The 19135-nt window shown below is 64.2% G+C and carries 18 protein-coding genes and 1 pseudogene; 15 read left to right on the plus strand and 4 right to left on the minus strand.

Features of this window, described 5'->3' with window-relative positions:
• The first annotated feature begins 186 nt into the window (after positions 1-186).
• The 11 genes from HDG37_RS24530 (at position 187) to HDG37_RS24580 (ending at position 10725) form a co-directional block, all read left to right on the plus strand.
• Positions 187-1578, plus strand: coding sequence for a formylmethanofuran dehydrogenase (locus tag HDG37_RS24530; protein WP_184052036.1), 1392 nt, complete (start codon positions 187-189; stop codon positions 1576-1578).
• The gene (locus tag HDG37_RS24535) at positions 1575-3284 is read left to right on the plus strand and encodes a formylmethanofuran dehydrogenase subunit A (RefSeq protein ID WP_184052038.1); all 1710 of its coding nucleotides are present in this window, start codon (positions 1575-1577) and stop codon (positions 3282-3284) included. Before HDG37_RS24530 ends, HDG37_RS24535 begins: the two co-directional genes overlap by 4 nt.
• 10 nt (positions 3285-3294) lie before the next feature.
• Entirely contained in the window at positions 3295-4266 is a 972-nt protein-coding gene (gene fhcD / locus HDG37_RS24540; protein ID WP_184052040.1) for a formylmethanofuran--tetrahydromethanopterin N-formyltransferase, read from the plus strand.
• On the plus strand, positions 4263-5099 hold the full coding sequence (locus HDG37_RS24545; protein ID WP_184052043.1) for a formylmethanofuran dehydrogenase subunit C: 837 nt from the start codon (positions 4263-4265) through the stop codon (positions 5097-5099). The genes fhcD and HDG37_RS24545 overlap by 4 nt, the downstream gene beginning before the upstream one ends.
• A 79-nt stretch (positions 5100-5178) precedes the next feature.
• Positions 5179-5763, plus strand: a complete 585-nt coding sequence (locus tag HDG37_RS24550; protein ID WP_409260242.1) for a cytochrome b — start codon at positions 5179-5181, stop codon at positions 5761-5763.
• The gene (locus tag HDG37_RS24555; RefSeq protein ID WP_184052045.1) at positions 5760-6794 is read left to right on the plus strand and encodes an alpha/beta fold hydrolase; all 1035 of its coding nucleotides are present in this window, start codon (positions 5760-5762) and stop codon (positions 6792-6794) included. Before HDG37_RS24550 ends, HDG37_RS24555 begins: the two co-directional genes overlap by 4 nt.
• Positions 6791-7705 (plus strand): pyrroloquinoline quinone biosynthesis protein PqqB, encoded by a 915-nt coding sequence (gene pqqB, locus HDG37_RS24560; protein ID WP_184052047.1) that lies wholly within the window; start codon positions 6791-6793, stop codon positions 7703-7705. The genes HDG37_RS24555 and pqqB overlap by 4 nt, the downstream gene beginning before the upstream one ends.
• Positions 7706-7777: 72 nt before the next feature.
• A complete protein-coding gene (gene pqqC / locus HDG37_RS24565; RefSeq protein WP_184052049.1) occupies positions 7778-8536 on the plus strand; it encodes a pyrroloquinoline-quinone synthase PqqC in 759 nt (252 codons plus the stop codon).
• A complete protein-coding gene (gene pqqD, locus HDG37_RS24570; protein ID WP_090809033.1) occupies positions 8533-8811 on the plus strand; it encodes a pyrroloquinoline quinone biosynthesis peptide chaperone PqqD in 279 nt (92 codons plus the stop codon). The genes pqqC and pqqD overlap by 4 nt, the downstream gene beginning before the upstream one ends.
• Before the next feature lie 4 nt (positions 8812-8815).
• Positions 8816-10066 carry a pyrroloquinoline quinone biosynthesis protein PqqE gene (gene pqqE, locus HDG37_RS24575; RefSeq protein WP_184052051.1) on the plus strand — a complete coding sequence of 417 codons (1251 nt, stop codon included), beginning with the start codon at positions 8816-8818 and terminating at the stop codon, positions 10064-10066.
• Positions 10063-10725 (plus strand): response regulator transcription factor, encoded by a 663-nt coding sequence (locus tag HDG37_RS24580; protein WP_184052053.1) that lies wholly within the window; start codon positions 10063-10065, stop codon positions 10723-10725. The genes pqqE and HDG37_RS24580 overlap by 4 nt, the downstream gene beginning before the upstream one ends.
• Here HDG37_RS24580 and HDG37_RS24585 read toward each other — a convergent pair.
• Complete coding sequence (locus tag HDG37_RS24585; RefSeq protein WP_184052055.1) at positions 10695-11693, minus strand: histidine kinase; 999 nt, start codon at positions 11691-11693, stop codon at positions 10695-10697. The genes HDG37_RS24580 and HDG37_RS24585 overlap by 31 nt on opposite strands.
• 179 nt (positions 11694-11872) lie before the next feature.
• Between HDG37_RS24585 and HDG37_RS24590 the strand changes: the two genes are divergently transcribed.
• On the plus strand, positions 11873-14248 hold the full coding sequence (locus HDG37_RS24590) for a TonB-dependent receptor (RefSeq protein WP_184052057.1): 2376 nt from the start codon (positions 11873-11875) through the stop codon (positions 14246-14248).
• 259 nt (positions 14249-14507) lie between these two features.
• Here the strand turns inward: HDG37_RS24590 and HDG37_RS24595 are convergent, their stop codons facing one another.
• From HDG37_RS24595 to HDG37_RS40065, 3 genes are read right to left on the minus strand one after another with little or no spacing between them, the layout of a single operon-like run.
• The gene (locus tag HDG37_RS24595; protein WP_184052059.1) at positions 14508-14969 is read right to left on the minus strand and encodes a hypothetical protein; all 462 of its coding nucleotides are present in this window, start codon (positions 14967-14969) and stop codon (positions 14508-14510) included.
• 55 nt (positions 14970-15024) lie between these two features.
• Positions 15025-15510, minus strand: coding sequence for a hypothetical protein (locus tag HDG37_RS24600; protein WP_090809023.1), 486 nt, complete (start codon positions 15508-15510; stop codon positions 15025-15027).
• A complete protein-coding gene (locus tag HDG37_RS40065) occupies positions 15507-16046 on the minus strand; it encodes a hypothetical protein (protein ID WP_311541563.1) in 540 nt (179 codons plus the stop codon). The genes HDG37_RS24600 and HDG37_RS40065 overlap by 4 nt, the downstream gene beginning before the upstream one ends.
• A gap of 400 nt (positions 16047-16446) precedes the next feature.
• On the opposite strand from HDG37_RS40065, the pseudogene HDG37_RS24615 reads away from it, so the two are divergent.
• The 3 genes and pseudogenes from HDG37_RS24615 to HDG37_RS24625 form a co-directional block, all read left to right on the plus strand.
• Positions 16447-17184: pseudogene (locus tag HDG37_RS24615) on the plus strand (filamentous hemagglutinin N-terminal domain-containing protein); the annotation flags it as partial.
• Between the two features lie 258 nt (positions 17185-17442).
• Positions 17443-17643, plus strand: a complete 201-nt coding sequence (locus HDG37_RS24620) for a hypothetical protein (protein WP_184052063.1) — start codon at positions 17443-17445, stop codon at positions 17641-17643.
• 303 nt (positions 17644-17946) lie between these two features.
• Entirely contained in the window at positions 17947-18966 is a 1020-nt protein-coding gene (locus tag HDG37_RS24625) for a phytanoyl-CoA dioxygenase family protein (protein ID WP_184052065.1), read from the plus strand.
• Positions 18967-19135 lie beyond the last annotated feature (169 nt).

Genomic DNA, 19135 nt, shown 5'->3' on the forward strand with positions numbered 1-19135 from the left:
TATGGCGCAGCGGGCCTTTGACGCGCGCGCCGACGCTGGATCAGGCACGCTTACCGCAAGGACCCCGCGTTTGTTTATCCGCTGAATGCAAAGCAGTACGACCGTAGACGGGGCTCGCTTCAACGCGGCGCTCGGCCGCCGAGGCGTGTCGAAAAAATCGGCATGGAGCTTGCTAAAACCTGCCCCATGCATAGCCCCTCCATCGATCCATCGCCCCCCAGCCCGAGCGCAACGCGTGCCGCGGCGCTCACACGCGACTGGATCTGTCCGTTCTGCCCTTTGCTGTGCGACGACCTGGCCGCCGCTGCCCATGACGACGGCACGCTCGATGTGCCGGACACCGAATGTCCGCGGCTCGCTCACGCGCTCACGCAGTACGGCGCAACGGACGCGCAATGCGCTTGCACCGTCGATGGCAACGAAGTGGACAAGGATGCCGCGCTGGCGAGCGCCGCGCAGTTGCTCGCGAACGCGCGCCGCCCGCTATTCGGCGGCCTCGCCACCGAGGTCGCCGGCATCCGCGCGCTGTATCCGCTTGCCGCCGCCTGCGGCGCGATCCTCGATCATCTGCACGGCGATGCGCTGACGCCCGCGACGCTCGCTTTGCAAGACCGTGGCTCGTTCTTTACGACGCTCTCCGAAGTGCGCGCGCGCGCCGACCTGCTGGTGTTCTTCGGCTGTCAGCCGTCGCGGCGCTATCCGCGCTTTTTCACGCGCGCGCTGGCGGGCACCGAACTCGCGCGCGAGCTGGTCTTCGTCGGCTGCGAAGCGGACCCGGCCGCGGCCGGCTTCGCGCAAACGCGCATCGACACGCTGCTGCCGGACACCGATCCGTACGACACGCTCGCGCTGTGGTCAGCGCTCGCGGAAGGACGCGACGCCGCCGCGCTGAGCCACGGCGATGGCAGCGCAGCCAACGTGGCAACCGCGCTCGCGTCGTTGCACGCACGCATCGCCGGCGCGCGCTATACGGTGGTCGTCTACGAACCGGCCGCACTGCCCGCGCCGCACGCGGCGCTGTTGATCGAAGCGCTGAACCGGATCGTGAAGGCCGTGAATCGCACGACGCGCGCGGCCTGTCTCGCGCTCGGCGGCGACGACGGCGCGTTGACGGTCAATCAGACCGTCACGTGGCTGTCCGGCTTGCCGCTGCGCACGCGCGTGTCGATGCCGGCTCACGCCGCGGGCACCCCACCGCTCGATCACGATCCGTACCGCTATCGGACGGCTCGGCTGCTCGCCGAACGCGAAGTCGATGCGCTGCTGTGGATCGCGGGCTTCGCGCCGCACGCGTGGCCCGAGTCGCTCGATCCCGCGCTTGCCCTGATCGTGCTCGGTCATCCGGCGCTCGCCGATGCCGCCAGGGCACGCGGCGCGAACACCGTGTTCGTGCCGGTCGCGACACCGGGCGTCGATAGCGGCGGGCATCTGTTTCGCATCGACGGCACGGTCGTGATGCCGCTCACCGCCGCGCGTGGTGCCGCGCTGGAGTCGGTGGCGTCGATTGCCGCGAAGTTGAGCGGGCGATTGAGCGGGCAATTGAGCGAGCGCTCGGGTACGCGCGAGGATCAGTCATGACTCTCGTCCGGCTCAAGGGCGGCACGTTGTTCGACCCGATCCACAACGTCAACGGCGAGCGCCGCGACCTGACGTTCCGCGACGGTCGCATCGTCGACATGCCCGCCACCACGCCCGTCGATCGTGAATACGACGCGACCGGCATGATCGTGATGGCGGGCGGGATCGACCTGCATTCGCATATCGGCGGCGGCAAGACCAATCTGTCGCGCCTGCTGCTGCCCGAGGACCATCGCGCCGATGCGCGGGGCGCCCATGCGCCGCGCGAGGCCGCCTACGAAGCCGCGCGCGACGACAACGGCCGCTACCTGCGCCTGCCGTCGTGCGGCGTCTGCACGCCGGGCACGCTCGCGACCGGCTACCGCTACGCCGAAATGGGCTACACGGCCGCGTTCGAGCCGGCGATGATGCCGTCCAACGCGCGCCACACGCACCTCGAAATGGGCGACACGCCGATCATCGATCATGGCGCGTACGTGATGCTCGGCAACGACGAGCTGTTCCTGCGGATGCTCGCCGCGCGCGACGACTTCGAACGTCTGCGCGATTACGTCGGCTGGACGATCGACGCGAGCAAGGCGCTCGGCGTCAAGGTGGTCAACCCCGGCGGCATCTCGGCGTTCAAGTTCAACCAGCGCTCGCTAAACGTCGACGAGCCGCACGCGCACTACGGCATCACGCCGCGCGACGTGCTGCGCACGCTGACGCGCGCGCTGACCGAGCTGCGCGTGCCGCATCCGCTGCACGTGCACACGAGCAACCTCGGCGTGCCCGGCAACCTCGCCTCGACCATCGCGACGATGGACGCCGCCGACGGCCTGCCGATCCATCTGACGCATATCCAGTTTCACAGCTATGGCACCGAGGGTTCGCGCAAGTTTTCGTCGGGCGCGCGGCAGATTGCCGAGGCCGTGAACGCGCGGCCGAACGTGTCGATCGACGTCGGCCAGATCATCTTCGGACAGACCGTCACGGCCTCCGGCGACACGATGATGCAGTTCCGCAACGCGCCGCTCGCGCGGCCGCACAAGTGGGTGGTGGGCGATATCGAGTGCGACGCGGGTTGCGGCGTGCTGCCGTTCCGTTATCGCGAACAGAGCTACGTGAACGCGCTGCAATGGATCATCGGCCTCGAAATCTTCCTGCTCGTCGACGACCCGTGGCGCGTCGCGATGACCACCGATCATCCGAACGGCGGACCGTTCACCAGCTACCCGCATCTGATCCGCCTGCTGATGGACAAGCCGTTTCGCGATGAGCAACTGGCGAAGCTGCATCCCGAAGCGCAGGTCGCCAGTGCGCTGCCGGAGCTCAAGCGCGAATTCTCGCTGTACGAGATCGCGATCATCACGCGCGCCGGTCCCGCGCGGCTGCTGGGCCTGCGCGATCGCGGCCATCTCGGCGCGGGCGCGGCGGCGGACATCGCCGTGTATCGCGACGAGCCGGACCGCGAGCGGATGTTCACGTCGCCGGCCTATGTGTTCAAGGACGGCGAGCTGGTTGCGCGCGACGGCACGCTGGTCGCGACGCCGACGGGCGGTATCCATTTCGTCGCGCCGCAATTCGATCGCGGCATCGAGACAACGCTGCGCGCGTATAGCGACTCGAACCTCGCGAGCAACTTCGCGCACGCCGCGATCAGCGACGACGAAGCCTGCCGCTGCTGCCGCGGCGGACGGCTATTGCCCGTCGAATGTCTAACCTGACGCGGCCACGATGAACGCTCCCGCCCCGCTCGACATCAACGGCACCGCGATCGACGCGACCTTCGCCGAAGCCTTTCCGATGAAGGCGACCCGGCTCGTGATCACCGCGCACACGCCGACGTGGGCGATGCACGCGGCGAACTCGCTGGCGGGCTTCGCGACCTCGGTGATCGGTTGCGGCTGCGAGGCGGGCGTCGAGCGTGCGCTCGCGCCCGCTGCCACGCCCGACGGCCGGCCCGGCGTCGCGGTGCTGTTGTTCGCGGTGTCGTCGAAGGAGCTCGCGAAGCAGATCGGGCGGCGCGTCGGCCAGTGCGTGCTCACCTGCCCGAGCACGGCCGTCTACGGCGGCATCGATCCGGCCACGAGCCGCGCGCCGCTGTCCGACCCGGCGCCGCTCGGCAGCGGACTGCGCTTTTTCGGCGACGGCTGGCAGATCGCGAAGATGATCGACGCGGGGAACGGACCCACGCGTTACTGGCGCGTGCCGGTGATGGACGGCGAGTTCGTCTGCGAAGACATGGCGGCGACGGTCAAGGCCGTCGGCGGCGGCAACCTGCTGCTGCTCGCGCGCGACCTGGGCGCCGCGCTCGCGGCGGCCGAAGCCGCGGTCGACGCGATGCGCCGGCTGCCGAACGTGATCATGCCGTTTCCCGGCGGCATCGTGCGCTCGGGCTCGAAGATCGGCTCGAAGTACGCGGGCGCGACCGCGTCGACCAACGACGCGTTCTGCCCGAGCCTGATCGGCCTCGCGCGGCGCAGCGAGTTGAGCGCGGACGTTGGCTGCGTGCTGGAGATCGTCATCGACGGTCTGACCGACGCCGACGTCGGCGCGGCGATGACGGCCGGGATCGGCGCGGCCGCCGGACTCGGCCGCGCGGCCGGCGTGCTGCGCATTTCGGCGGGCAACTACGGCGGCAAGCTCGGGCCGTACCACTTTCATCTGCACGAACTGGCGGCGGGGCTCAACGGGAGTCACGCATGAGCACGACCACGTTGCGCGTGAAGACACCACCCGGCTTTCGCGTCGATGCCGCAGCGCTGTCACCCGCGGCGCTGGCCAGCATGAGCGTGGCCGAGATCGAGCGCATCGTGCTGCCGGCCGGCAACGAGCGCTGCGTGGTCGGCGACGTCTTCGAGGTTTCGCGCGACGACGCGCCTGCGTCCGGCGACGACATGGCCACGCTGCGGATCGAGGGCGCCGCGCGGTGGCTCGACCGGCTCGGCGCGCAGATGGACGGCGGACGGCTCGTCGCGCGCGGCTCCGTCGGCGACTACAGCGGCTTCAGAATGAGCGGCGGCTTGCTTGAAATCGACGGCGACGCAGGGCATTTCACCGGCTGCGAAATGCGCGGCGGACGCGTGACGGTGCGCGGCGACAGCGGCGACTTCGCCGCCGGCGCACTGACGGGCGATATGGAAGGCATGAGCGGCGGCACGCTGACGATCCACGGCAACGCGGGCGCGCGGCTCGCCGACCGGATGCGCCGCGGCCTCGTGCTGGTCGGCGGCAACGCGGGCGATTTCGCGGCGTCGCGGCTGGTCGCGGGGACCGTCGGCGTGGCGGGGCAACTGGGCGCGCATTATGCCTATGCAATGAGGCGCGGCACGCTGCTGCTCGCGCAACGGCCAGAGCCACTGCCGCCCCCTACTTTCACCGGCGGCGGACACGGTTTCGACGTATTCTGGTCATTGCTCATACGCAGTCTCGCGGCCGAAATCGCGCCGTTTTCGCAGTGGCGCGCGGACCGTCTGCCGGTCCGCTTCACGGGCGACCTCGCGGTCGACGGCCGCGGCGAAATACTGATCGCCGGCTGAGCCAGCTATGTCAGCCGCGACTGAAACGGTGTTCGGCGAAAAAGAAACGTCCCGCAACGATGTTGCATGGAGACAGGGCATGACGACAGCGGATTCCGCAAACGCGAAGCCTGATATCAACGTCAACGCAAATGCCAGCGCCGGCGGCCCGCGCTATGCCGGGCTGCTGATCGCGCTGCACTGGCTGATCGCGCTCGGCATCGTCGGGCTGCTCGCGCTCGGGCTTTATATGGTCGGCTTGCCGAAGGGCTTGCCTGTCAAGGCGACGCTGATCAATCTGCACAAGTCGCTCGGACTGACGGTTTTCCTGCTGGTGCTTTTGCGCATCGTCGCGCGGCTGGTCCTTCACCGGCCTCCGCTACCGCCGATGCCACCGTGGCAACGCGCCGCCGCGCGCACTACGCAGGGTCTTTTATATGTCGGCATGGTGGCGATGCCGCTTGCCGGGTATCTCGGCTCGTCGTTCAACACCTACGGCACCCGCTTCTGGGGCATCCTGCTGCCGAAGTGGGGCTGGGACGACGCGCATCTGCGCGCACTGTTCTTCGGCCTTCATCACGCCATCGGCTTCGCGCTGATCGTGCTGATCGTGCTGCACGTGGCGGGCGCGTTCAAGCATCAGTGGATCGATCGCGACAACCTGCTCGCGAGGATGCTGCCATGACGATGCGAAGCTTATCGCGCCACACGCAGGCGGCCGCCGCGCTCGAAGTCCATACGCTGCGCACGCGCGATGGCCATCGCGTGTGGTATGCGCTGGCCGGCGCGCGCGACGGCGTGCCGGTCGCGGTGCTGCACGGCGGTCCAGGCAGCGGCAGTCAGCCCGGCGTGCTGCGGCTGTTCGATCTGCAGCGCTTTCGCGTCGTGCTGATCGACCAGCGCGGCACCGGTGCCTCGACGCCGCACGGCAGCGTGCGCCACAACCGCACCGACTATCTGATCGCCGATCTCGAAGCGATTCGCGCGCGGCTCGGCTTCGCGCGCTGGGGCGTGCTCGGCGGATCGTGGGGCGCGGCGCTCGCGCTCGCGTATGCGGGGCGGTGTCCGCGGTCGGTGACGGGCGTCGTGCTGCGCGGCCTGTTCCTGACGTCCGCGCGCGAAGTGCGCGGTTTGTTCATCGGGTCACGCAAGCGTGCGCCGCGTGCGTGGTCGAGACTGCGTGCCGCTGCTCGCTGCGAGCAGCCCGCGACCCTGGCCGCGCGTTGCGGCGACACCTTGCAATACGGCGCGAATGAAGCGCGGCAACGCGCGCTCGCGCTGGCCTGGCGCGGCTATGAAAACGCGGTGCTCGCGAGCGCATCGCCGGGAGGCGCCGCACGACGAGGTGCGAACCTGCGAAACCCACGCGAATCCCGACGCCACGCGCGCAAGCTGATCGGCAAATACCGGATTCAGGCGCACTACCTCGCGCATCGCTGCTGGCTCGGCGAGACGCGTTTGCTGTCGCTCGCGCGCCGCGCGGCGGCGGCCGGGGTATCGATTGCGGCCGTGCATGGCGGGCGCGATCCGGTGTGTCCGCGCGGCAATCTGCGACGTCTGTCGCGCGCGGTTCCGTCGGCGCGCGTCGAGTCTGTGAGCGCGGCGGGTCATCTGGCGAGCGACCCCGCGCTGCATGCATGCGTCGCGCAGGCGCTCACCGCGATGTTCACTCCCACCGTCGAAGAGGGGCGCAGCAGCATGCGTCGCGCGGCATGAAGATCAAGGTACTCGGCTCGTCGGCGGGCGGCGGCTTTCCGCAGTGGAACTGCAATTGCCGCAATTGCGACGGAGTGCGTCGCGGCACGGTGAAGGCGACGCGCCGCACGCAGTCGTCGATCGCGGTCAGCGCGAACGGCGAGGACTGGCTGCTCGTCAATGCATCGCCCGATCTGCTCGCGCAGATCGCCGCGCATCCCGAACTTCAACCCGCGCGGCGCGCGCGCGACAGCGGCATCGCCGCGGTGCTCGTGATCGACGCGCAGATCGACCACGTGACCGGCCTCTTGATGCTGCGCGAACGCGACACCCCGCTGCCGCTATACGCGACCGACGCGGTCTGGCAAGACCTCCGCTCCGGCTTTCCGGTCGCGCCGATCCTGTCGCACTACTGCGGAGTCGAGCACCGCCGTATCGCGCTCGACGGCGCGCCGCTCGCCGTCGACGCGCTGCCCGGCATCCGCATCGACGCGCTGCCGCTGTCGAGCAAGGCGCCGCCGTACTCGCCGCATCGCGATGCGCCGGAGCGCGGCGACAACATCGGACTCGTGCTGACGAACCTGCAATCGGGCCGGCGCGTGTTCTACGCGCCGGGGCTCGGCGCGATCGAGCCGCACGTGCTGGCGGCGATGCGCGAGGCCGATCTGCTACTCGTCGACGGCACGCTGTGGACCGGCGACGAAATGATCCGCCTCGGCCTGTCGAAGAAGACCTCGGCGGATATGGGCCATCTGCCGCAGAGCGGCGCGGGCGGCATGATCGAAACGCTCGATTCGCTCGGCGCGAAACGCAAAGTGCTGATCCATATCAACAACACGAATCCGATCCTGATCGAAGACGGCCCCGAGCGGCGCATGCTGGGCGAGCATGGCATCGAGGTCGCGTACGACGCAATGAGCTTCGAGCTTTGAGGCGCGCAGTGAAGAGTACGCAGCGATGCGGTAACGAGGCGCGGCTGTGAACGACGATAAAACGGAGACGGCATGAACGCGAAAGACATTCAGGACACGACACCAACACGCGACGTGAGTACCACGGGAACTCAAGGCATCGACCGACCCGCCTGGAGCCGTGAAGAATTCGAGGCGCAGTTGCGCGCGAAGGGCACCGCCTATCACATCCACCATCCGTTCAACGTGAAGATGAATAGCGGCGGCTGCTCGCGCGAGCAGATTCGCGGCTGGGTCGCGAACCGCTTCTACTACCAGATCAATATTCCGCTGAAGGATGCGGCCGTGCTGTCGAACTGTCCGGACCGCGAGACGCGCCGCCGCTGGGTACTGCGCATTCTCGATCACGACGGATACGATGGCGCGGAAGGCGGCATCGAAACCTGGGCGCGTCTCGCGGACGCGGTCGGCCTCACGCGCGACGAACTATGGTCGCTCGAACACGTGACGCCGGGCGTGCGCTTCGCCGTCGACGCGTATGTGAATTTCGCGCGCCGCGCGCCGTGGCAGGAAGCGGTGTGCTCGTCGCTGACCGAAATGTTCGCGCCGCAGGTGCATCGCGACCGGCTCGCGAGCTGGCCCGAGCACTATCCGTGGATCGAAGCGGAGGGCCTCGCGTATTTCCGTTCGCGCATCTCACTCGCGCAGCGCGATGTGCAGCACGGACTCGAGGTCACGCTTGCCCATTTCACGCGACGCGATCAGCAGGAACGGGCGCTCGACATCCTGCAGTTCAAGCTCGACATTCTGTGGACCATGCTCGACGCGATCGAGAAGGCGTTTCCGCAATGAACGACTCGACACGCGCCGACCCCGCCACGCCGCTCGCGATCGCGAAGCCATTCCGCCTGCAATGGGAGCCCGCGCAGAACGCGCACGTGCTGCTGTACCCCGAGGGCATGGTGAAGCTCAATCAAAGCGCGGGAGAAATCCTCAAGCGCTGCGACGGCACACGCGACATCGATACGCTGATCGCCGACCTCGAACAGGCGTTCAACACGACCGGCATCGGCAGCGAGGTGCGGGCCTTCATCGCCGACGCGCATGGGCGCGGCTGGCTGGAGTAGCGCGATGACCGATCTTTCTCAACCTGGCTCTCAACCCGGCGCGCAAGTGCAAAGCAGCGCGGCCGCCGTCGTGCCGCCGCCGCTGTGGCTGCTCGCGGAGCTGACCTATCGCTGTCCGCTGCATTGCGCGTTCTGCTACAACCCGCTCGACTACACCGATCACAACCGCGAACTGACCACCGGGCAATGGCTCGACGTGCTGCGCGAGGCGCGCGCGCTCGGCGCGGTGCAGCTCGGCTTTTCGGGCGGCGAGCCGCTGGTGCGCGAGGACGTCGAAGTACTCGTCGAAGAAGCGCACAGGCTCGGCTTCTACACGAACCTGATCACGTCGGGCGTCGGTCTCACCGATCAGCGCCTCGGCGATCTGAAGGCCGCCGGGCTCGATCACATCCAGTTGTCCTTCCAGGATTCGACGCAGCAGTTGAATGACTTCCTGAGCAGCACGCGCACCTTCGAGCTCAAGCAGCGCGTCGCCGTCGCGCTCAAACGGCACGGCTTTCCGATGGTGATGAACTGCGTGCTGCATCGCTACAACCTGCCGCATGTCGACAAGATCATCGAGATGGCATTGGCTCTCGGCGCCGAATATCTGGAGCTGGCGAACACGCAGTTCTACGGCTGGGCGCGCGAGAACCAGGCGCAACTGATGCCGACGCAACAGCAGCTCGAAGAAGCCGAAGCGGTGGTCGCGCGCTATCGCCGCACGCATGGCGAGCGCTGCAAGATCTTCTTCGTCGTGCCCGACTACTTCGAGCGCCGCCCGAAGCGCTGCATGAACGGCTGGGGCGCGGTGTTCCTCGGCGTCGCGCCCGACGGCGCCGCGCTGCCGTGTCACGCGGCGCGCGGCCTGCCCGGCCTGACGCTGCCGAACGTGAAGGACATGCCGTTGCGCGAGATCTGGTACGACAGCGACGCGTTCAACCGCTTTCGCGGCTTGCAATGGATGAAGGAGCCGTGCCGCAGCTGCGATGAAAAGGAACATGATCTCGGCGGCTGCCGCTGCCAGGCCTTCCTGCTGACCGGCGACCCGGCCAACGCCGACCCGGTCTGCGACAAGTCGCCGTTTCACGACACCGTGGTCAAGATCGTGCGGCGTGCAGCATCGGGATCTGCATCGGAAACCGAAGCGACAGCAGCGGCCCGCGAACAGCCGATCCTGTTCCGCAACGACGCCAACTCACGCAAGTTCGCGGCCGCTGCCCGCGAGCCCGACGCCGGCGGCGATAACCGGGCGTCACCCGGAGACCAATCATGAGTGCCGACACCATCGCCGTTCTGCTCGTCGACGACCATGCGGTCGTGCGCGAAGGCTACCGCCGTCTGCTCGAACTGAATGCCGACGTCGAGGTGTGCGGCGAAGCGGGCGACGCCGCGCAGGCCTACCAGCGTTTTTGCGCGCTGCGGCCCGACGTGGTCGTGATGGATGTGGCGTTGCCGGGCGCAAGCGGCATCGAAGCGATGCGGCGCATGCTCGCGCGCGAACCGGACGCGCGCGTGCTGATCTTCAGCGTGCACGAGGAATCGATCTTCGTGCGGCGCGCGCTCGACGCGGGCGCGCTCGGCTACGTGACCAAGGCGAGCGCGCCCGACGTGCTGGTCGAAGCGGTGCGCTCGATTGCGCGGCGCGCCGGCTACCTGAGCCCGGACATCTCGCAGGCGCTCGCGCTGCGCACCGCGTTCAACGAAGGGCCACCGGGGCGTCAGTTGTCGGCGCGCGAGTTCGAGGTGCTGCGGCTGCTCGTGCAGGGCTATACGCTGCCGAGCATCGCCGAAAAGCTGGGCTTGAGTCAGAAAACGGTGGCCAACCACCAATCGGTGATCCGGCAGAAGTTCGGCGCCGACAACGGCGTACAGCTCGCGCAGATGGCAAGCCGCCTCGGGCTTCAGTTCACGGGCTCGGCCAGCCCCGCCTGAGCGGGCACGCGCGCGCAGAACAGAAAACCGCGCTGCGGCTCGCTCGCGATGTGAAATTCGCCGCCGAGCGCCTCGACGCGTTCGCGCATGCCGATCAGCCCGAGCCCGCTGCGCGGCCTGGTCAGATCGGTGCCGGGGCCGTCGTCGGCCATCGTGACGACGATCTCGTCGATCTGCGTGCCGTTCTGTTCGCGCGGCGCGCGCACCATGAACAGTTCGACGCGCGAGCGGCGCGCGAACTTCGATACATTCGTCAGTCCTTCCTGCACGAGCCGGTACAGCGTGATCGTCAACGCATCGCTGAGGCCGCTGAAATCCCCTTCGATCGTCATCGAGAACGACGCCTCGGGCAAGCGCTCGCGCCAGCCGTCGACGCAATGTTCGAGCGCGCTCGGCAAGCCGAATTCGTCGAGACCGATCGGCCGCAGGCGGCGGATCATGCCGCCGATCTCGCGGTACACATGCGTCGCGCTCTGCATCAGCCCGAGCGCGATGCGATGAATTTCCGGCTCGCGCTCGCCCGATAGATCGCGGATGCGCGCCGCGTCGAGCGAGATCGCGTTCAGGTATTGACCCAGTTCGTCGTGCAGCTCGCGCGCCAGATGGCGGCGCTCCAGTTCCTGCGCCTGCAGCGCCTGACTGGCAAGGCGCCGGTTGTCGGCGAGCAGTCGTTCGGCCTGTTCCTCGAGCATGCGGCGATGGCGCAGTTCGCGGCGCGCATCGCGATAGCGGCGCCACGCGAACCACGCGAGCGCGATCGACAGCACGAACAGCGCGCCCGGCAACTCGTCGAGCTGGAAGCGCTCCATGCCACGTGTGAACCGGTAGACCTTCTCGCTGAGATCGAAGGCGGCGCCGAGCACCGCCGCGAGCACGGTCACGGCGACGACCCAGCCGAGGTCGCGCCATATCGGCGACGCTGGCGGCGCTCGGTCAGCGGAAGAGGAGTGGATCGGTTCGCTTGACATGACGCTTGCATTCTACTCAGCGCCGGCACACGCAGCGGGTTTTGCGCGAGTTTGGGAACGCTTCCCCGGCAGATCGGGAAAAGCTCCCGCGCGTCTTACAGACGCGTATGCGAAGCTTTACACCAACGTCGAACAATGCGCGACACGCGCACCTATCAAGCCGGCAGGAGACAATAACGATGAGCATGCGATCACAAGCACGCCGCAAACGCCGGCTTCAGCGGCGTGCCGGCATCACCTTCTGCGTCGGCGGCGCGCTCGCCGGTCTGTCCACGAGCGTATGGGCGCAGGCGGAGGCGCCAGTCGCGGCGTCGGCGCCGGCCTCGGCGTCTTCCGCTGCCTCTTCCGGCACGGCCGACGACAACGCCAACAGCAACACGACACCCACCACGACCCTCGCGCCGATCGTCGTCGTAGGCACCACGCCGCTGCTCGGCATCGGCACGCCGCTCACGCTGGTGCCGGCCAACGTGCAGACGGTCCACGCGGCCGATATCCAACGGCAGGGCCGCCAGACGCTCAGCGACTATCTCGCGGCGAATCTGCCTAGCGTCACGATCTCCGACGCGCAGGGCAACCCGTATCAGATGAACCTGTTCTATCGCGGCTTCACCGCGTCGCCGCTGCTGGGCACGCCGCAAGGTTTGTCGGTATTCGTCGACGGCGTGCGCGTGAACGAACCGTTCGGCGACGTCGTGAACTGGGACCTGCTGCCGCAACAGGCGATCGACACGATGCAGCTGATCCCCGGCTCCAATCCGACTTTCGGCTTCAATACGCTCGGCGGCGCGCTGTCGATCACGACGAAAAACGGCAAGGACAACCCGGTCGGCGAGGCCGAAATTCAGGGCGGCTCGTGGGGACGCAAGGCCGCGCAGATCGAACAGGGCGGCACGATCGGCCAGAACCTCGACTACTACTTCACCGCCAACGCCGCGAACGACAACGGCTGGGCCGAGCAGAACGAGAGCCGCATCCGCCAGGCGTTCGGCAAGCTGCGCTATACCGACGCCGACACGACGCTGTCGTTATCGGCCGGCGGCGCGGACAACGATCTGCACGGCGCGCAAACCATTCCGCGCTCGTTCCTCGGTAACCCCAGGCAACCGTACACGTATCCCGATCAGAATCAGAACAGCGCCGGCTACCTGACGCTGTCGGGCGATCATTACTTCAACGACAACGTCGAACTGAGCGGCAACGCGTACTACCGGCACTTTCGCAATGCCAACACCAGCAGCAACGTCAACAACGACTACGGCACGATCAATCCCGACGGCACCGTCGATACGTTGCAGGCGACCAACGTACAGTCCACCGTGACGACCGACAGCTACGGCGCGAGCCTGCAACTGACGCTGCTCGGCAAGCTCGGCGGCATGCAGAACCAGTTCATCGCGGGCATGGCCGTCGATGCCGCCGACTCGCGCTTCACGCAGTCGTCGCAGGACGCGGCGTTTACCGATTCGCGCGCGACGGTCGGCATCGGGAATTTCGCACAGCAGACCAACGCGAACACGCACAACACGAACTACGGCATCTACCTGACGGACACGCTGTCGCTGACGCCGCAGTGGTCGCTGACGCTGTCGGGCCGCTACAACTGGGCCGATGCGACGATCGGCGACGAATCCGGCACGCAGCCGCAGCTCGACGGCCACCATACGTTCTCGCGCTTCAATCCGGCGGTCGGCATCAACTGGAATCCGACGCCGGCGCTCACCGCCTATGCGACCTACAACGAGGGCATGCGCTCGCCGACCGCGATCGAGCTGGCCTGCGCAGATCCGAACGCGCCGTGTTCGCTGCCGAACGACTTCATCTCCGATCCGTCGTTGCAGCCGGTCATTTCGAAGACCTATGAAGTCGGCGCGCGCGGCAGGATCGGCGGCAACACGACATGGAGCGCGGCTGCCTACAGCACGACGCTCGACAACGACATCGAGTTCATCAGCAGCAACGGCGCGGGCAGTTCGCAGGGGTTTTTCCAGAACGTCGGGCGCACGCGCCGGCAAGGCGTCGAACTGGCTGGGCAGACGAAGTACGGTCCGTTCACGGTGACCGGCAGCTATAGCTACGTCAATGCGACCTACCAGTCGACATGGGTCGAAAGCAGCCCCAGCAACTCGAGCGCCGACGCGAACGGCAACATCACCGTGCATCCCGGCGATCACATCCCGAGCATTCCGGCGACGACCGTCAAGCTGCGGCTCGATTACGCGGCCACCGCGAAATGGCGAATCGGCACGAATCTGACGTGGCGCGGCAGCATCTACGCGCAGGGCGACGAGAACAACCAGGACGTGAACGGCAAGATCTCCGGCTATCTGTTGATCGATATGGACACCTCGTATCAGGTGACGAAGCAGTTGCAGGTGTTCGCGTCGGTGTCGAACCTGCTCGACAAGCGCTATGCGAGCTTCGGCGCGCTCGGGGAGAACTTCTTTACCGGACCGGGCAATACGTTCAACGGCACGGCGCCGGTCAACGAGCAGTTCGTCGGGCCGGGTGCGCCGAGGGGGTTCTGGGTGGGGATGAGGTATGCGTGGAAGTAGTGGTGCTTGGCGGGGCGGATCGCATGGCTTCGCTCCTTCCGCCGCCTGAGGCTTCGTCACGAGCGCAATGCCGGGGAACGCGGCGCGGATTTTGAGGAATATGTACGCCTCGTCGCGGCACCCGTAAGCCCGAGGTCTGATGCCTAACGACTTCGTGCTCGCGGGATCGAGTTGATAAGCGACGTGGCCGATGCTCAGTCGTGGTGGTGCCGCTTGCCTGCGTGACCCGCCTTTAAATGGCCCCGCCGAAACGGGTCGTTCAACCCGTTTTTATCGAATAGAGGTCGCGCAGGATTTCGTTTTGCTGCTTGCGAATTGAATAATGGCAGCGCGCTCCCGTGACATCGTACATATCCACGTGTGTTTTTGGCGGTTCTTCAATATTCCAATCATAAGCTAGTTTAGGGGCTAGATCGCAAGCCTTTGCCGATTCATCTTGTGCGCGCATGTACCGATCGAGCTCAGCCTTGCTCGCGCCTTTGATGCCTCGTGCGGATTTAATTGAATTCGCCAGTTTCTTGTTGTCGACTTCAAGGGATCTTGCATGATGCTCATAGCAATCAAAATCTCCAAATCCGCCACCGCCCAGGTACTGCATGCAATTCGAATCGTTGATCACCTCATCGGCAAATATCGGCCGAAAGCTGCAAAGCGCCATGACCAGCAAGAAGCACCTCCAAAATTTATTCAATGTCGATACCTCTGCCATGTCGAGCGTCATCTGACGATTACCAGGAATACCGGTAATGAGGGGACGCTCAATGTCCAGTCTCTCCTTACGACAAGGACCAGGGATCGACCTTGCCACCCTCGATCACGAAATGCTTCGCGTCGGGATTCGAGGGGAATAGGCGCCAGTCCTCATCATCAGGTATCGCATCCGCAAGAATGACTAGTCGCATATCTCTCGCCAGCAAAATGACGGCATCACCGTTCTCGCCCGCCTCGATATTCAAAACAGCCGTTGGGCCATGTGTCACAAGGAGATCACGGATTCGTTCCGTTGTCACTCTCGTTCTCTCTTCAGACGCTGCGAAGTCCGAATAAGACGCAACGATCACGTGTCCCTGCTCGATGCGCCAGTCGCACTGAATATGGAGCGCCCAATCGCCCAGATACTTGATGGTTCCTCTGCCGGTCTTTACCTCCCGAAGCGGACCGAACTGTAACGTAAGCATGTCGGCCGCGTGCGCCACTCCGCTAACGTTAAGCCCGATCAAGGCGGAAAGGTGAAGTCCTACCTGCTCTTTCGTATCGATCATTCCAATTTGTCTCCAAACAGGTCCAGGGCGCGCTCCATCATGCCGTGATACTCAAGATCGTCCATCTGAATATCGTAGTGAAGGCGGCGTGCTTGATTCTTGCTTAGTCCAAGTGCTTTGACCACCGCCTTAAATTGCTTGTTCTGCGCCTGATTGTTACCGGGCCGACCATCGGCGCCGGCGAGTTGCACAGCGTCGCCGTCCGGCATGTCGGGCTGATAGACGAACGACTGAGCATTGCCGAGATTCTCCGGCACGCGCGGGCTGCTGCCATAGAGCGAGCTTGCCATGCTCGCGTCGTCCGCTTGTCGTGAGCGCCCGCGACAATCGCACGCCCATGCGGTGCCCAGGGCTACGGCCATCTCGTAACCGTTTGAATACGACTTCAGCCTATCGAACGGAAACCATTCGCCGGTTTCGATGTTCAGCGCCATTGCGGATGGCATTGGCGGAAAGTTTGAGTAGATCGAATAGGTGATACGGCAAAGCAGGCATTCTTCCTCGTCCCCAGTGCCGTCCTGTTTCTGTTGTTCCATTTGACCTCTTCTGATTTTCCAGAAAACACCCGACGAACTAACCATCTAAAGGAATCACAGTCAACAGTTTTAATTTAGGATAGATCCGTTTTGACAAACATTGACAATAAACGTCAAAAAACGGCAGACCTGTGACTCCTGGCTTTACCACGGCAAAACACTAACCGGTTCTGTCGGCATTCCAATGAAGGTGGCTTGATGGCGCCTTTTTCAATTACACGGCGAGAAGCAGACGTTTATTCGTTTGCATATCTCGTCTGCGCATATTGGCGCTTTGCGTCCATCAGACAATTCCTGTTTTTGATTTCTGTTGTTGCTTCGCACTGCATTGACAATTGTTAACTTACCCGAGCGGTGGTATGAGGTATTTTTCGGCAGGTTAAAAAATACGCTATGCAGAATGAACAAGAACATGTTCAGGCTGGTTTTCAGCCGGTGCCGGAGTATGCTCGTCGCTGTTGCGGAAACCGCCATTGCCCACGGCAACGCAAGTCAGGGCGCGACCCATTCATCGGCCTCACGGCGCCCGATCACACTGTTCGCCATGCGTCACGCAGCTTTCGCCGCGCTGGTGCTGTGCGGACTCGCACCTGTTCTCGCGGATGCGCAGATCGTGCCCTCGGGCGCGCACGCGCCGAATGTCATCCAGACGCGCAATGGCCTGCCGCAGGTCGATATCAACAAGGCGTCGAATGCGGGTGTTTCGGTTAATACGTATTCGCAGTTCGATGTGCAGAAGAACGGCGCGATCCTGAACAACTCGCCCGTTATCACGAACACGCAACTCGCAGGACAGGTGAGTGGTAACCCGAATCTTTCGCCAGGCCAATCCGCGCGGATCATTCTCAACCAGGTCAACAGCAATTCGCCCAGCAAGTTGCGCGGCTATCTCGAAGTGGCGGGCAACAGGGCCGAAGTCGTCGTGGCAAACGGTTCGGGGATCGTGGTCGATGGCGGCGGCTTCATCAATACCACGCGCGGCATTCTCACCACCGGTACGCCGATGCTCGATGCGGGCGGCAACCTGAGCGGTTTCAACGTCACTGGCGGCATGATTACCGTCCAGGGCGCGGGCCTGGACGCGACCAATATTGATCAGGCGGACCTGATCTCCCGCGCGGTGGAGGCTAACGCGGCCAGGGGGCACGATATTGCCGGAGTGACGAGCTATCGGCTTCTGCACGCCGGGCCGCCGAACGGGCTGCTTTACGGGCCACGGTCACCTCAATACGGCACTGATTGAACAATCCTCGATCAGCAGGGACCGGCTGTGGCGGCAGATGGCTCGTACGGTACTGGGTTGTCGACGGCACCGCATTTGTATTCCTGACGCAAAACCTGCCGGTCCCTATGCAGGAACTCTTCAATCGAGGGCTTTATGGTGCGTGTGGCTTTCTTGAGCGATCTTTCTCTGGAAGGCCATCTTGCTCTGGCGGTCTTTCGATCCGGGCACGGGACGGCAGAGACGATGGTGAGTCTGCTGCGGATGCTCTATATGACGTACTTCATGCTCGGAACCGCTTGCCCGGAAGCAAACGTCGCGCTTTTTCGCGAAGCGGAGACCGGGCGGATTCAACCGGTCGATGCAACCCAATGAACGTCGCATGAGCGGCGGGAGTGTTGCAAATGAAACAGAGGCGCCGGTGCCTCTTCAGCTGCCGCGGCTCCGGTTTCGGCTTCGCGGCGCCAGGCGCGGTTCTCGTCACACAAACGGGAGACGATCAGAGATCACGGCTCGTGATCTTTTCGCTAACTGGCGCAGCCTCGGGTCTCGGCTGGCCAAAATCTTGTCGTCTTCCGACTCCGCGATTTCGACTACGTCCCTGCAACTAACATCCATTTGTCCATTTCGATTCGACAAACGGGCAGTGAGAGGTCGAAAAAACCATGGGAGAAAGCAATGGCAAGCGCGCCCCTCAATATTGACGATTCGGGCTGCAGCCTTGAAATCAGCGTCGACGAGACACCGGCAAGCTCACGTCGTGTCCGGGCCGGTGACAAGCAAAATGAAGCAGCATTATTTTGCAGTGAGTTTCTCTCTGTCGACATCGATCAGATCGTCAGCGATCTAAATGAAAAAGGATATTACGCCTTCCCCTCGGCGATATCGCAATGCACGCTGAAAGCCATCGAGCGCGACGCGACACAAACGAGAATTGGGCTGAATGAAAACTCCATCAGCGGCGTCTACTCCGAGAAACAGTACTACCTGACCAATCTTCTCGCAGTTTCGAAGACCTTCTACGACTTTGCCACCTCGTCGTTAGTGCTCAAAATCTGCGAGCGATATCTGGGCAACGAATTCCGGCTGAAAGCGCTGCGTTATTATGAAACATATGGTGGACACCATATGCAGTGGCACACCGACAACAAGACTGACAAAGCATTCGCTCATATTCCGGGAATCATCTTTATTTTTTATGTCTCGGAGGTCGAGGATGGCGAGTTTCAATATATCGAAGGCTCTCATCTTTGGTCGGGCGAAAAGGCATATAGCGACTATACCGACGAGTTTATCGAAGCGAACTACGAGTCCGCGATCAGAAGCTTCAAGATGCCCAGTGGCTCCTTGCTGATCTACAACACATACGGCATACACAGAGCGAGGCCCGTCAACAACAAGACTTTCGTCAGGAAAAGCGTCTTCCTCCAGGTAGACAGCGAAATCCAAAGGTCCGAGCCGATTATCGTCAACACCGAATTCATCACCCGGTTGAATGACCAGATCTCGATGTTTTTGGGCTTTGGGCAACCGTCCGACTATGAGGTCTTTCCAAAAACCACGCTGAACTCCTTGCCCCTCGACAAGAAGATTATCCGCGTGATGACGAGATATGTTTTGTATCGCCTCTCCCGCGGGGCTTTTTCCAGGCTCCCGCAGTCTGTCCGACTCGCCGTCAGGCGGCTCATCAAAAGGTAGTCGGTTGCGCGGCGGGTCGCCTGCTCTCTTATATAGGTTGCTGACTTAGGGAGTCCTTCTTCTTGAACGAGCTCGTTGCATCGCTTGCGGATGCGACGAATCTCATCTGGACGTCAAGTGACATGGAAATTTTTAGCGGGATGGTGACCTTCTGGTTCATCGACCGGGC

Origin of the sequence: Paraburkholderia sp. MM5384-R2 (assembly GCF_014201025.1) — a bacterium.
GTDB classification, from domain to species: Bacteria; Pseudomonadota; Gammaproteobacteria; order Burkholderiales; family Burkholderiaceae; genus Paraburkholderia; species Paraburkholderia tuberum.